Annotated in this window: 14 protein-coding genes; 6 read left to right on the forward strand and 8 right to left on the reverse strand. The window is 39.1% G+C overall.

The window, feature by feature from the left end; all coding sequences use genetic code 11:
- Positions 1-10: 10 nt before the first annotated feature.
- From FTU17_RS04810 to FTU17_RS04825, 4 genes are all read right to left on the reverse strand, one after another.
- Positions 11-427, reverse strand: coding sequence for a heme-binding protein (locus FTU17_RS04810; RefSeq protein WP_180003797.1), 417 nt, complete (start codon positions 425-427; stop codon positions 11-13).
- A 102-nt stretch (positions 428-529) separates the two neighbouring features.
- Positions 530-1,828, reverse strand: coding sequence for a glutamate-1-semialdehyde 2,1-aminomutase (gene hemL / locus FTU17_RS04815; RefSeq protein ID WP_180003795.1), 1,299 nt, complete (start codon positions 1,826-1,828; stop codon positions 530-532).
- A gap of 35 nt (positions 1,829-1,863) precedes the next feature.
- Positions 1,864-2,484 carry a thiamine phosphate synthase gene (gene thiE, locus FTU17_RS04820; protein WP_078188828.1) on the reverse strand — a complete coding sequence of 207 codons (621 nt, stop codon included), beginning with the start codon at positions 2,482-2,484 and terminating at the stop codon, positions 1,864-1,866.
- A 590-nt stretch (positions 2,485-3,074) separates the two neighbouring features.
- On the reverse strand, positions 3,075-3,458 hold the full coding sequence (locus FTU17_RS04825; RefSeq protein ID WP_180022441.1) for a DUF962 domain-containing protein: 384 nt from the start codon (positions 3,456-3,458) through the stop codon (positions 3,075-3,077).
- Positions 3,459-3,779: 321 nt separating this feature from the next.
- On the opposite strand from FTU17_RS04825, the gene FTU17_RS04830 reads away from it, so the two are divergent.
- Both FTU17_RS04830 and FTU17_RS04835 read left to right on the forward strand, forming a co-directional pair.
- Positions 3,780-5,240, forward strand: a complete 1,461-nt coding sequence (locus tag FTU17_RS04830; RefSeq protein WP_180134813.1) for an inorganic triphosphatase — start codon at positions 3,780-3,782, stop codon at positions 5,238-5,240.
- Between the two features lie 223 nt (positions 5,241-5,463).
- Complete coding sequence (locus FTU17_RS04835) at positions 5,464-5,895, forward strand: hypothetical protein (protein WP_180012250.1); 432 nt, start codon at positions 5,464-5,466, stop codon at positions 5,893-5,895.
- A gap of 100 nt (positions 5,896-5,995) precedes the next feature.
- On the opposite strand, the gene FTU17_RS04840 is transcribed toward FTU17_RS04835, so the two are convergent.
- Positions 5,996-6,166, reverse strand: coding sequence for a hypothetical protein (locus FTU17_RS04840; protein ID WP_180002979.1), 171 nt, complete (start codon positions 6,164-6,166; stop codon positions 5,996-5,998).
- 460 nt (positions 6,167-6,626) lie between these two features.
- A complete protein-coding gene (locus tag FTU17_RS04845) occupies positions 6,627-7,259 on the reverse strand; it encodes a hypothetical protein (RefSeq protein ID WP_180134796.1) in 633 nt (210 codons plus the stop codon).
- A 106-nt stretch (positions 7,260-7,365) separates the two neighbouring features.
- On the opposite strand from FTU17_RS04845, the gene FTU17_RS04850 reads away from it, so the two are divergent.
- On the forward strand, positions 7,366-7,767 hold the full coding sequence (locus FTU17_RS04850; protein WP_180134797.1) for a DUF3144 domain-containing protein: 402 nt from the start codon (positions 7,366-7,368) through the stop codon (positions 7,765-7,767).
- A 172-nt stretch (positions 7,768-7,939) separates the two neighbouring features.
- A complete protein-coding gene (locus FTU17_RS04855; RefSeq protein WP_180134798.1) occupies positions 7,940-9,004 on the forward strand; it encodes an amidohydrolase in 1,065 nt (354 codons plus the stop codon).
- Positions 9,005-9,084: 80 nt separating this feature from the next.
- On the opposite strand, the gene FTU17_RS04860 is transcribed toward FTU17_RS04855, so the two are convergent.
- Together FTU17_RS04860 and FTU17_RS04865 are read right to left on the reverse strand one after the other, a co-directional pair.
- Positions 9,085-11,853 carry a pitrilysin family protein gene (locus tag FTU17_RS04860; protein ID WP_180134799.1) on the reverse strand — a complete coding sequence of 923 codons (2,769 nt, stop codon included), beginning with the start codon at positions 11,851-11,853 and terminating at the stop codon, positions 9,085-9,087.
- 149 nt (positions 11,854-12,002) lie between these two features.
- Complete coding sequence (locus FTU17_RS04865; RefSeq protein WP_180105828.1) at positions 12,003-12,824, reverse strand: PhzF family phenazine biosynthesis protein; 822 nt, start codon at positions 12,822-12,824, stop codon at positions 12,003-12,005.
- A gap of 104 nt (positions 12,825-12,928) precedes the next feature.
- Between FTU17_RS04865 and FTU17_RS04870 the strand changes: the two genes are divergently transcribed.
- Together FTU17_RS04870 and gloB are read left to right on the forward strand one after the other, a co-directional pair.
- Positions 12,929-13,537, forward strand: a complete 609-nt coding sequence (locus FTU17_RS04870) for a flavin reductase family protein (protein WP_180105829.1) — start codon at positions 12,929-12,931, stop codon at positions 13,535-13,537.
- Between the two features lie 109 nt (positions 13,538-13,646).
- Positions 13,647-14,378: a hydroxyacylglutathione hydrolase gene (gloB, locus tag FTU17_RS04875; RefSeq protein ID WP_180134800.1), complete on the forward strand. Its 732-nt coding sequence runs from the start codon at positions 13,647-13,649 to the stop codon at positions 14,376-14,378.
- Positions 14,379-14,451 lie beyond the last annotated feature (73 nt).

Consider the following 14,451-nt stretch of genomic DNA (forward strand, 5'->3'; position numbering starts at 1 on the left):
ACTAAAACAATCATCCTGCTTGCATCAAAAACTTCTCAATCGCCTGCTGTGCAATTTCTGCATCCTGAAATGACTTTACCCCAGACACGCCCATTGCACCCACCAATTGCCCTTCGTACATAATCGGCTCACCGCCTTCCAGCATGCCTGAAAAGGTATCCATGGTCAGAAAACCCATCTGACCACTTTTGATGATGTCTTCAAATAACTTTGAAGGACGACGGCTAATGGCTGAACATTTGGCTTTTTCTAAGCATAGATTTGCTGTCATTGGCGATGCACCATCCATTCGTTTCATCGCCAATAAATTGCCTGTATCATCCATTACCGCAATGCTGACATTAAAACCATTTTCTACTGCATAAGTATGTGCTGTGTTTAGTAAAAATTCTGCATCTGCTAAAGTTAAATAATGCTTGGTTTTCATTTAAAAATCCTTTTCTTAAAAAACTGAACTTATAACAACAAAAAAGCCCACAGCAGGCTGCGGGCTTTATTCTAAAGCAGAATTTACCGATTTAAATGAAAATTACTTCATTTCAGCAAAAACTTCTTTCGCCATTTCAATTGTAAATGCGATATCTTCATCGCTATGCGCGCTTGAGAAGAACCCTGCTTCAAATGCAGACGGTGCAAGGTTAACACCACGTTTCAGCATGCCATGGAAGAAAGCGCGGAACGCATCTACATCACATTTCAAAATTGAATCAAAACCAGTGATTTCAGTTTGATCTGTAAAGTAAATACCAAACATTCCACCTACTTGCTGCGTAAAGAACGGAATGCCCGCTTCGTCTGCAGCTACCTGTAAACCAGCAAGCAAACCTGCCAATTTTTCAGTCAAAGTTTCATAGAAGCCCGGCTGACGCAAATGTTTAAACATCTCAATACCGGCACGCATAGCCAATGGGTTACCAGACAATGTACCTGCTTGATAGACTTTGCCAAGAGGTGCAATGCATTCCATCACTTCACGCTTGCCGCCAAATGCACCCACAGGCAGGCCAGCACCAATAATTTTACCTAAAGTGGTTAAATCAGGTGTTACGCCATAATGCGCTTGCGCACCGCCAAGACCTACACGGAAACCTGTCATTACTTCATCAATGATAAAGACTGAACCATGCTCATCACACACATCGCGAATTGCTTGCAAGAAACCATCTATCGGTTTAACCAAGTTCATGTTGCCTGCAACTGGCTCGACAATTACACCTGCAATTTCTGAACCGAATTTTGCAAAGCATTCTTTCAGCATGGCGATGTCATTGTATGGCAGTGTTAAAGTGTGTTTGGCAAAATCAGCCGGAACACCTGCAGAAGTTGCTTCACCCTCACCCTTTGTCAACAAGCCTGAGCCTGCTTTCACTAAAAGCGAATCTGAGTGACCGTGGTAGCAGCCTTCAAATTTTACAATCTTGTCACGGCCAGTGTAGCCACGAGCAAGACGAATTGCTGTCATGGTTGCTTCTGTCCCTGAGTTGGTCATACGCACCAGCTCAATAGACGGCATAATTTCGCAAATAATATCCGCCAATGTCGTTTCATGCACAGTTGGCGCACCAAAACTTAAACCATCAACAGCCGCTTCTTGAACCGCTTTAATAATGTCGGGCTGCGCATGACCTAAAATCATTGGGCCCCAAGAGCCGACATAGTCGACATAGCGTTTTCCGTCTACGTCATAGAGATATGCGCCTTGCGCTTTTTCGATAAATACCGGTGTACCGCCTACACCATTAAATGCGCGTACAGGAGAGTTTACGCCGCCAGGAATATGCTTGCTGGCTTGTTTAAATAATTGTTCTTGCTTAGCAGATAAGCTCATAAAAATTCTCTACTTATTCAATCTAAAAAATAAAATTAAGCTTGTTCAGCAAAAAGCTCAGACCATTCATAAACACGACTGCTTACAGCAGACATTGAACGACCTAATACATCACTAATCACAGCACAAAGATCAGCACCCGCTTCAATCACTTCAGCAGAATTTTCTACAGTTAAACCACCAATTGCACAAATAGGTACATTTAGTTTCGCTTTGGCTTGTTTTAGCGTTTCTAAGCCAATATTGCCTGCTTCAGGCTTAGTTTCAGTCGCAAAAATGGCGCCAAAAGCCACATAGTTTGCACCGTCTGCAATCGCCTGCTCAGCCAGTTCTAAAGAATTATTACAGCTTCGACCGATCAAAACATTTTTAGGTAAACGTGCTACAGCTTCAGCAATTGAACCATCATCTTGCCCTAAATGTACACCCACACCATATTGAACTGCAGTTTCTAAATCGTCATTAATAACAAAAGGCACTTTGTACTGATTACACATATTTTTCATGTATTCAATTTCATAAGCCTGATCTTCTTTTGCCACTTTTTTACGGCGATATTGCAAAACAGCGACTTCATAAGTCGCCATCGCGCCTTCAAGTTTGGCTAAAAGCAATTCTATAGGATCATCATTGGTAATGAGGTATAAACCACGCATAGTTCAATCACAACTTAAAACTTTTGAATATTATAGCGATTAGGTCTATGAAATGTTGCTTGGGGCATAAAATTTTAATATTTTCCCGCTGTGAAAGTTATATTCCTTTTCACAAGACTGCTTATATAAATGTTTAATTGAATTGTCTGTAAAAAATGGAAAAAATCACTATTTTTAGGTATAGAACAAAACTGATACAAATTATTTAATAGTGCAACAAAAGAACACAAAACGCAGCGCATAAAAACACAACACTTTATAAAAATAATAATGTGTACCTATTAGACTTTTTGGTGCTTGGTAAGAAACGTTTTGGGGAGCGTTCAGAGCATCAAAAAGTCTAGCCTATTTTATGAAATTTTTTATTGTTATATCTTTCAAACAATAGACCTTTTCTAAGGCCATAAAAAAAGCCTAGAGAAGGTCACTCTAGGCTCGGAAAACTGGGGTTTATCGACTTTTCATCTTATAGACAGGAAGTAAATAAACAATATGAACATTATTAGACTAATCACTCTAATTTTGCAAGTCATTTACTCAAAAAAATCACACCTAGATCCATAAAAATTAAACGTTTGATTAATAAATAATTAACTATCAATCTTATCTAAATTACGGTCTTTTAAGCTTAAGTTCCCCTTCACAATATCAGACAGCATGCGCCAATCGGAAATAAAACTGTACAAAGGTTGCTTGAAACTTGCTGGCTTGTTTTTTTCAAAGAAAAAATGTCCGACCCATGCACAGGCATAGCCTGAAACCAGGCCATAAGCAAAATACTTCGGTTGTTTTTTTAAAATTGCTTTTGCGAAGAAATAGAGTCCTATACTGCTGCCTGTGGCATGTAAACGTCGACTCATGATATTTTGATGTTCAGTCAAATAAAATCGATAAAATTGCGAATAGTCACGAATAGGTAACTGAAATTCGGGCTTTAAATCTCGATTAAACTCGGGTTGTACTTGTGAATTCATTTTGTGCTCATCCTGAACTTATTTTAACCAACATAGCTCAAAAATCGCCCACTTTAAAGGCGTAAAATTTTATTTTGATCCCATGAAAGTCGAACCATTGTGAATTATACAATTGATGGAATATCCATCTTTTAAAACTTTTATTAGTCCAAAAGCAGAGTTTTCAAATCCGTCAAGTCTTACTTCTCAACTGTTTTTCGCTACAATCGATACGCGTTTAGCTCATAGAAAATGTACGCGCATTTTAGTTTTTCATTTTTATAAAAATTTAAAGATCGCTTCATGCCAGATCATGAAGTTTTGACATCAGGACAGAAAACCATGGTTGAAGTTGAATTAAAGTTCCAGATTCCAGAAGCACGTCGAACTGCATTATTAAAGGCACTCGATCCAAAAAAATCTGAACAAATTCAACTTAAAGCTAAATATTTTGATACCCTAGATCGAAAAATGGCACAGCAGCATGCAGCCTTGCGTCAACGTTTAGAAGGAACCCGCTGGATTCAAACCCTGAAAGCTGCAGGTAAAAGCCACATTGAACGCTTTGAGCATAACTTAGATTTGGGTGAACTTGAACAAGCTCCTGCCCTAGATTTATCTGTTTATAGTAATGAAGCTGAAGTTCAATCAGTTTTAAAAACCACTTTAGGCGATCAGCAAGATTCACTACAACTTCAGTTTGAAACCGACATTCTAAGAACTTATCGCGTCATAGAGTTTGAAGACGCCAAAATCGAAGTTAGCTTAGATATCGGCTGTATCCGCAGCAACAGTACAGAAACAGAAGTTCACGAAGTTGAATTTGAACTTAAAAGTGGCTCTATTCAATCGCTTCTAGCCTTTAGTTTTGAATGGGTTAAAAAGTACCATTTGTGGTTAGACGTTCGCAGTAAAGCGGAAATTGGTAACTTGCTGGCATTGAATCAAACGGTGAGTCCAGCAGTTGAGGCTAAAGAATTTCAACTCAGTAAAAAAGACACTGCCGCAAAAAACTTACGACTTTTAATTGCACAGGAAATGCAGCACCTTCTGCCTAATATTGCCGCAATTTCTGCAGGTGTGGCTCAGGCCGAGCACATTACACAAGCTCAAAAAGCACTCCATCATTTACAATTAACCATTTCGCTGTTTAAAGATTGGAACAGCGATATCATTGAAAAATGGGCATTGCAATTAGGCGCATTTAAACAGCAGTTTGAACAATTACACCATTTTGAGCACATGCAAAATACCTTGGGTGGCTTTTTACAAAACCCAACGACTTCTGAAAATTTAACCAAAGATATTTTGTATGCCAAAGAGAAGTTAGGCAATTTGGTTAAATCGACTCAAAATGTACATCATTATCTTGAGCTTTTAATGTTTAGTTTGAAAATCGATGATGCACCGCAGCAACATGATTTTAAATGGCATGCTCAAAACACCCTGCAAAACCAATATAAAGCCCTGCAAGAGGCTTTAAATGATGCCGACATTAACAATTTTGAAAGCTTAGATGTGCTTTCTCAGCGCATACAAGAGCTTAAATTTAGCTTCCCTATTTTGACATCGATTTATGATGTAAAAAACTTGCAGAAATACAGTAAAGCGCTTAATGATGCACAAGTCGCGGCTCAGGAATACCAAGTCCTATCTTCTTCTGCACAATATATTCAGCAAACAGAGCTGGAAGCTAGCGATTGGTTTGTTCTCGGTTGGTTGACGGCAAAACAAGAGGTTTATGCAGATAAGCTATTAGACGCGACAGAACAATTCCTTGTCAGTCGAAAACTTATTAAATAAAACCTAAGGGAGATTCAATGATTCTCCCTGTTTATTTGTATCCTACATTGTCATATAGATATTCATTTGTTGATCATTCAGATTCAAAGTCGGCTATTTACAATTCATCATTTCCTTAGTTTGACTCAGTTACATTGAAATATTTTGAGAAGCTATTATTTTTGTTTTCTGGATAAAAACTTTTAAAATAAGCTATCTGAAAAATTAGATTCAGGGTGGTTTTATGTTGAAAAGTCACATACCTGTAATTCATCCCCTATTTTCATTTTCACTTATTTTTATCATTTTCCCATTACTGAGTGCTTGTAGTGAACAACATAAGCCTGTGCAAAGTACCGAATTAAGGCGCACGGCATCCTTACAAGTCGAAAAGCCGCTTTCTCCAACTCAAAACTTTGATCAGACACGACGAACCTTTAAAGTCCTGCGCAATAATAATGAGGACTATGGTGATGAGTCTTACCAAATCAAAACCGATGCTGGCACACTGAGTATTTACAGCATGAACTTGAATCCGCAACAAGGTCAGCTACTATCTAGCGTCAAGTCTGGAGAATGTCTCACCCTATCGAGTCAAAGCGACAATTTGATTGCGGTTGATGGTTATATCAGTGTGATGGAATTGGGTGACATTAAAATTCATCCCTGCAAATAAACTTCAATATAGTATTTGCATATCAGTCATTCAAAAAAACTAAGAAAATTGCCTTAAGGCTACACTGCTATTGGGGGTTTAATTCATAATCCATACTGATTTAACCTTGTGCTAATAACCCCCATGATTTCATGGCATTACTCACCATGCGTTGTAATTGTGTCAAGGCCATACCATCACGTGCTTGTATCGTCATCCCTTGCAATAAGGTCATATAAAAATCAGTCAATTGCTCTGCATGAGCCAAACTTTCAATTTCGGCATTTGCCATAGTGGCTATTTTCACATTAGGGCGTGGATTACATAATCCAAAGCATCCTTGTGCAGCGAACTAAATTCACGTTCTAAGTAATATCGTCAACATATTTAATTAACTGATGTTACGCACGTAAAAGTAATTACGCATTTTTAAAATGATTTTTAAGTCTATTCGACGGAGTCTTACATCTAGGGTTTAAATAAAGGGATTAGCCTTCGGCTGGAAGTACTTTTGTTTCGGCAAAATGAGAAGCGAAGCTTCGCAAGGAAACCATCTTGCGGAGCAATGCTCCTCACCGCAAAACTCGTTCACTAGCGTCTACTTATTCAAAGTATCGCAAAAACATCTTTAAATAGATGTAGTTCTGTTTCAAACACTTGCGGATGACGTTGCCGCGTATCGCTCTTTTATTTGAATCAAATGGCGCTTCTGATGTTACTGCGTAACATCAGTAATTAACGATATTTATTAATTAACGATATTTCCCAAAGATTTTCCACGTATTGTTATCTGCTAAAGGGTCACTATAGCTATCGCTACGGGCTTTACGTGGTTTGTCACGGGCATCCACCAATTTAAAGTCGTTTTCGACACTGAGTACAATGCCATTCACATAAAAACGGGTACGGGTGTAATCACTTTGTCCATGTTGAAATACATAGGTTCTGAGATCAATAAATTCACGGTGTGCGACCAAGGCTGCCGTGTCATCGCTGTCAAGCCAATGTCGCATCGCTTGAATTTGATCTGCTTCAAACTGCCCACATTTTTCAACTAAGCTGGCAATACCCCGAAAGGTTTTAGATTCTTTTGCACGTGTTTTGTTGATTCGAATACGATCCACATGAAAATAAAAAAGCGGCAGATTCAAATGACTCGGCAAATGGATTGCATCAAGGACTTCATCTTCCACAAAGGGTTGAAATAAGTCTTGAGCACGTTCAATTAAACCTGTCCACTGTGCATAATATTCGGCTACTTCAGACTGCGTACCATAATAAATGGGCAGCCCTTCTACATTGGCTAAGGTTGAGGGCGGCCAAATATTTTGTCGAAGTAATGCAATATCACTTTTCAGACTTTGCACTGCGATTGCGTCTTGCATGAAGCATTCCATTGTACTTAGGCTATTTTTAGATTAAGTCAAAGGTTTAGTTTCTGCAAGGCTTTGCCTATAATACTGCATTAGATTTTTATGCTAGGACACATTCATGGTTCAAAAGATTGAAGCTACTGATGTAACCGAAGAAGAAGCGTTGAATGCAGCATTCTTTGAACGTGCGGATGAATTTATTAAACAAGCCAATGAATTTTGTCGTGTTGAAAAAGGTTCTCAAGTCATACCTGCAGAAATGCGCGGTCAAGTAAGTGCTGCCATGTTATTTGGTACTGCTCGCTTTAATACTTGGGTTGCTGCAAATGGCTTCAAAGATGGCAAAGAAATGCGTGATGCCAAAGATCAAGTGATGTCTTATATTCTTCAACAATTTCAAATGATGCTTGAAGATAATTATGATGAATATTGCGAACAGTTTGAAAACTATCTTCGCTTCCGTCATAACGAAGAATTCCATGCAAATAAGCATGATCACGACCACGATCATCAGCATTAATCAAAAGCCCTTCGGGGCTTTTTTTATACAACTTCTCTTTCACAAAGCTTTGATTTAATATTTAGTCATAACGTTGTATTTTCATCATTCATGCTATTTTCAGTGCCTCGCGTATTCGGAAATACAATGAAATACGCAAGAAATGGACATGGTTTTAAGGACAAGGATAGCAATGCAGACGCTCGATTTTGCCATCGTGGATTCACATATACATCAATGGGATCCATACAATACCCCACATGCCGCTTCACTTGCCGTGAAATTATTGGGTAAACATCCCTACTTGCTCGACAAAATGATGCGCTTAGTTAAGCCGCAAGAGTTAATTGACACAGTTGGTTTGACCAAACATGTGACGACACCGTATTTGCCTGAAAATTATAAGCAAGATGCAGGACATTATCAGGTCGATCAAATCGTACATGTAGAAGCGAGCTGGCATGACCATAAAGGCAAAGGGGTGGTTGGTGAAACCAAGTTTATTGAATCTTTAGACTTTAACGCTCAAAAAATTAAACTTGGCGCCATAGTCGGCACTGCAGACCCATGTGACAGTAGTTTTAAGAAAATTCTTAAAATGCATAAACAAGCCTCCCCACATTTTCGTGGCATACGAAAAATGGCAGCTGTACATGAAGACCCAAAAGTTCATGCATGGACCAATGAGCCCCATCTCTATACCAATAAAAAATTTATGAAAGGTTTTGAAGCTCTTGCTCAAATGAACTTAAGTTTTGATGCATGGGTTTATTCAGACCAGATTCGTGATTTAACCGCTTTAGCACGTGCTTTCCCTGAAACATCTATCGTGCTGGATCATTTTGGGACACCTGTCGGTGCCTTTGGCGCTGTTGGCTCACATACAGGCTTAACCCAAACTTCACGTGACAATATCTTGTTTCGTTGGAAAGATGATTTAGCCGAACTGGCAAGTTGCCCAAATGTTTATACCAAAATGTCTGGTTTATTCATGCCGGTGTTGGGTCATCAGTTTCATAAAGAACAACGCCTTGCATCCAAACAAGAGATTTTCGATTGCGCCTTTCCGCTTATTTCTCATGCTCTACAATGCTTTGGGAAATACCGTGTGATGTTTGGCTCTAACTTCCCGATGGATAGTGTGAGTGCATCTTTGGTGAATATTATTGACGCCTTTTCAGATGCGGTCGCGAATTATGATCATGATGCACTGACTTTAGTCTTCCAACAAAATGCCCGTCAGTTCTACCGCCTATAAGTTCGTTAAGATAATCTTACAATCAAGTCATACAATGCAGCTCAAAAAAAATCCTCCATCTGGAGGATTTTTTATTCGGTTTATTTTTGAGTAGATTTTACGGCTTGACCATATTGGTCAGACATCACCTCAACCAAATGTTCAGGTTGAATATATTTTGTGATGACAGCATCAACATCCGCTTTGGTCAAAGCAGCAATGCGTTGATCACGTTTTTCACGATAGTTGAGGTCACGATCTTTTTCTAACTGTGGAATCAACATACTATGAATGCGACGATCATCTTCAAGTGCAGTTAAACGCTTTTTCAAAATACTGGCTTTGGCCGCTTCTACTTCCTGTTCCGTCACGCCATTTTTCAATAAGTTTTGCAGCACTTTATGAACAGACTGAGAAACTTGTGCTGATTTACCCGCAGTGTAGTTTGCATCAATACTCAGTACACCTGAATTCACCCATTCATCAAAATTAATGTCTGCACTAAAACCATAAACCAGTGCATTCTTTTCACGTAACTCTTGAGCTAGACGTGAAGACAACTGTGAATCACCGAGTATGTGGCGTAATACTTGTAACGCAGGAGAATCGGTATGCTCTACACCTACAGGTAGAGTCATAATGGCTTGGTAACTACCAAACTCACGCTGTTCAGACAATGCATGCACTTTCTGTGCGGGATATGCCGTAAACGTAGACTCTAAGCGTTGATAAGGTTCGCTGGTTTTCCAATCTGCAAATTCTTTTTTCAGAATTTTTTCTATTTGCTTGGTATCAAAATCACCTGTTACCGCAATTTGTGCATGCTGTGTTTTAAAGAATTTTTGATGTAACTGCTGCACTTGATCACGTGTAGCTGACTCAATTTGTTTTTTCGCAAGTTCAGGTTCGAAGTGATAACGAATATCACCCGGCTGATAGATCTCGACAATACGCGACAAAGTCATTGCAGCAACGGTATCCGGCTCTGTATAAGGTCGATCCAAACTCGACAAACTTTGCGCTTTGATTAAATCAAATTGTGACTGTTCAAATGCTGGTGCTTTAATAACATCAATAACATATTGCAAAAATTCTGCAAATTTTTCTTTACGAGCAACCACTTGAATCATGAGGCCATTATCATTTGCACTAACCGTTGCACCGCCACCGACATCAATAATTTTATCGGCAATTTGCTGTAAGCTTTGATCTTTAGATGCACGGAACATGAGATAAGCTGTTAAATCTAGCAACTCCCCTTTATTCATTAAGCTTTGTGCTGTACCAAAATCCAATGCAATTGTTGCATAAGTCTTGTCATCACGAGTTTTGGTTGGAAACAATGCATACTGAATGCCGTTTTTAAATTTAGCTCGCTGAATCTGTTTTTCTTTCTGATTTAGATATTGCTTAGACTCAGCTACATATTGCTTCACTTCAGCTCGATAAACACTCGCATCTTTCAATGGCTCTTCTGCAGGCGCTTGCTGATCTAAAGTTTCAGCAGGTTTCGACGCTGCTTGTTGCTGTGCTTTCTTTTGATCTTCAGGTGTAGGCAGAATATTTCCTGTGACACGGTATTCAGGCTTTAGAAAATCCTTATACACCTGATTCACGTCGCTTACATTCAGCTTTTGTACTTTATCTAAGTCTCGGAAATATTGAGACCAGTCCCCGTTATAAGCCACAGTATAAGAACTAAGACGCTCGCCAAGTGCTGTTGCGCTATTTTTGACATTGTCAGCCATATTTCGAGTCAGGCTTTTAACACGGTTTAGCTCGACGTCATTAAAGGCTTTATTCTGCTCTACACCTTGTGCCAGACTGGTTGCCACTTTGTTAGCATCATGACTTGGGCCATATATCGCCCCCATAAACACCAAATTAAAATCTTTATCTAACCATGTGGTGGATTGAACTGCAGTTGCTGTCCCTGTTTCCACCATGCTTTGATACAAATGCCCACTTGGCTGTAAGGTATACAAAGTTGGAGATACCGCCAAAGCAGTTTTAATCGGTTCGACTGCACCATTTAAATAAATATTAAATTTACCAAAGTCACTGCCCTTATGAACTGTAAATTCGCGTTGCTTTAATTTCGTTCCATCTAATTTAGGGACTTTGGCCTGTTCAGGAATTTGACGTGCGGCAATTGGGCTAAATTGTTGATCAATTTGTTTTAATACTGCCGCTTTATCGAACTTACCAGAAATCACCATCACTGCATTATTTGGCGCATACCAACGACGATAAAACTGATTTAATTCGTTCATATTAATCGATTGAAGTTCTTTCAAATCACCAATCGGTAAACGACCTAAAGATTGATTACCATAGGCTTCTTTTAAAACTTGGTCGATTAAGACGGAAAATGGCTGATCTAAACGAATTTCACGTTCACGCTTAACGATATCAATTTCTGTTGGTACAAATTTTTCCTGAAGTACCAATTTGTCCATCCGTTCTGCTTCTAAATGCAAAACTTGATCGATTGAACTTTGTTCAGGACGAATCACATTGGTGTATTTCGTTGAATAATAATCCGTACTGGCATTGGTCATCAGCGTGAATTGGTCTAAGCGACGCTGAAATTCATCACCTTTGACATTTTCAGTGCCTTTAAAGGCCAAATGTTCGAGCAAATGTGCCAAACCACCTTTGCCCGCAGGGTCATTTAAAGAACCCGTGAAATACACCGTATTCATAAACACTTTGCTTTCTTTATCGTTTTGCGCCAAAACCACACGAAAACCGTTATCTAATTTATATTCTTCAATGGCTTGTTCAGTTTTAACCAATACAGGTTGAGCAAAAAGGCTTGTACTTAAACCTGCAAAAAAAAGTGAAAGCGTTAAATGTTTAATACGCATGTAATTCAAGTGTCCTTTATATTTAGCATCGATCAGCGTAGTGCTGTCGATCAGATTAGTTTTGATTTTATGCTGAGCTTTTCAGGATTAATAGTTACTTTTTATTAAATACATGCCGCAGAATGAGACAGCATGTATTTGATTTATGTTCAGATATAAATGTCAGACTGCATATACAAACACGCATAGCCTGAGATTTCTATACGGTCATTTTCAAGCATTTGACAGTGTAACTCACCACCACGACTCGATGCTTGATACGCCAAGATTTGAAGTTTTTCTAGACGTTCTGCCCAAATAGGCACGATTCCGGTATGAATAGAACCCGTAACAGGATCTTCATTGATGCCATTGCCCGGTGCAAAATAGCGTGAAATGCAGTCATATTGCTGGGCTGCCGCAGTGATTGCAACATCGGTAATCGTACCCGGTGCTGTAATTGCGGTTCGGATTTTGCCCAGTCGTTTTAAAATTTCAAAATTCGGTCGTTCGTCCAAAACTTGTTGAGCCGTTTCGTATTCCACGATATACGCCTGCGCATTCTGATAAACCTGCTTAAAAGGTTGACTCAACCCTAGACGTAGCTCTTCAGGATAATCGCTCACGACCTGTGCCCGACGCACAGGGAAATTCATCAGAATTTTTCCATCTTCAGCTTTATTTACGCTAAAAATACCGAGATTTTTGACATGAAATTGGATATTTTTTTCAGCCGTATAAAACTCAAAAAGTACATAACTACTGGCCAATGTCGCATGTCCACAAAAGTCCACTTCAGTGGTCGGTGTAAACCAACGAATTTCATAATTACTGCTGTCAATTTTTTTCACAAATGCAGTTTCAGACAGATTATTTTCCAAAGCAATCTGTTGCATCAAGTGTTCATCTAACCATTCATCCAACACCAAAACCGCCGCTGGGTTGCCTTTAAACAACACTTTGGTAAATGCGTCCACTTGATACATTTTCATTGATAGAACTCCTGATTTAGTGATTTATATTAAAGGCTTTTGAAAATATTTCATGCGTAATATGCTATGTGGCAACACTTTTTAATAAAACATCTAAGTTTTAGATGAACTTAAATATAGGCACAATTTTGAAAACGCATATTCACCCTGTTCCTTTAGAAAAATCATACCGACTTTTAAATCATGGGCCGACTGTGCTCGTCTCTGCTAAAGACCAAACCCATACTGGTGTCATGACTGCAGCATGGGCATGCGCCTTAGAGTTCAATCCTGCAAAAGTGACAGTAGTACTGGATAAATCAACTAAAACACGTGAAATTATTGAAAATTCAGGTTATTTCGCCTTACAAGTGCCAACACTGAAACAACTCAAACTGGTCTATGCACTTGGCATGATGAGCCAACGTGATGCGCCAGAAAAATTACGCCAATGTGGCGTGGAATTATTTCAATTTAATAACTCAGATATTCCTGTGGTTGAAGGTTGTGCTGCCTGGCTACTGTGCAAACTTATTCCTGAGCCGCACAATCAACAAGCGCACGATCTGTTTATTGGCGAAGTCATTGCTGCCTATGCAGACGACCGCGTCTTCCGTAACGGACATTGGTATTATCATGAAGTAGAAGATGAATGGAAAAGTCTGCACCATGTTGCTGGTGGGCATTTTTATACCATTGGTAATCCTGTATCTGTAGACGAGACACCAGACTAAAATAGTGCTATGAACTCTGTCGTTTATCTAGGGCTGAAAATCAATAATCATCCGTTTTGAGCATTTTCATGCTAACTTTAACTTAATTTTAAATATTGAATGAATGGATATGGCGTTTAAAATACATACATTGGATGTCAAAAATTCACTGCAAAATTATATTTGGCTGCTTGAACACACCGAAAGCCATGATGTCATTGCGGTAGATCCTACTGAAGCTGCCTTAGTCGAGCGCTATTGTCAGGAACATCAACTCAATCTCGTACAAATTTGGTTAACGCATTGGCATAAAGATCACGTCGGTGGCGTACCGGAACTTATCCAGGATAAAAACATTGCCGTTTACGGTCCCCGTGCAGAATTAAGCCGTATTCCATGGGTGAATTATCCTCTCGATCATAATGACCGTTTTGAATTTCATGGTCTTGAAATTGAAATTACAGCAACTCCCGGCCACACCCTCGGTCATATCGTATATTTTATCGATGACATTCATACACTTTTCTGTGGCGATGTATTATTTGCTATGGGTTGTGGACGTGTATTTGAAGGCACCTTTCAACAAATGTACGATTCCTTGAACCGTATAGCCGCATTCCCTGCTGAAACTCAAGTGTATTGTACTCATGAATACACCCTATCAAATGCTCAGTTTGCGCGGCATGTTGAACCTGACAACCTTGCCATACAACAGCGTTTTGATGAGGTTGAATCAATGCGCATGCTCGGACAATGTACTTTACCAAGCAGTATTGAATTAGAATTAGAAACCAATCCATTTTTACGCGCAGAAAGTGTTGAAACGTTTCAGCGCTTAAGAGAACTTAAAGACAATTTTTAATTGGATTGAGAGGTATAAGCATTTTAGATTTCATCACAAATAAACTGTTTTATTTGTGATGAATGTTTCGGGC

It is taken from the genome of Acinetobacter sp. YH12070, from assembly GCF_013419625.1.
Classification (GTDB): domain Bacteria; phylum Pseudomonadota; class Gammaproteobacteria; order Pseudomonadales; family Moraxellaceae; genus Acinetobacter; species Acinetobacter amyesii.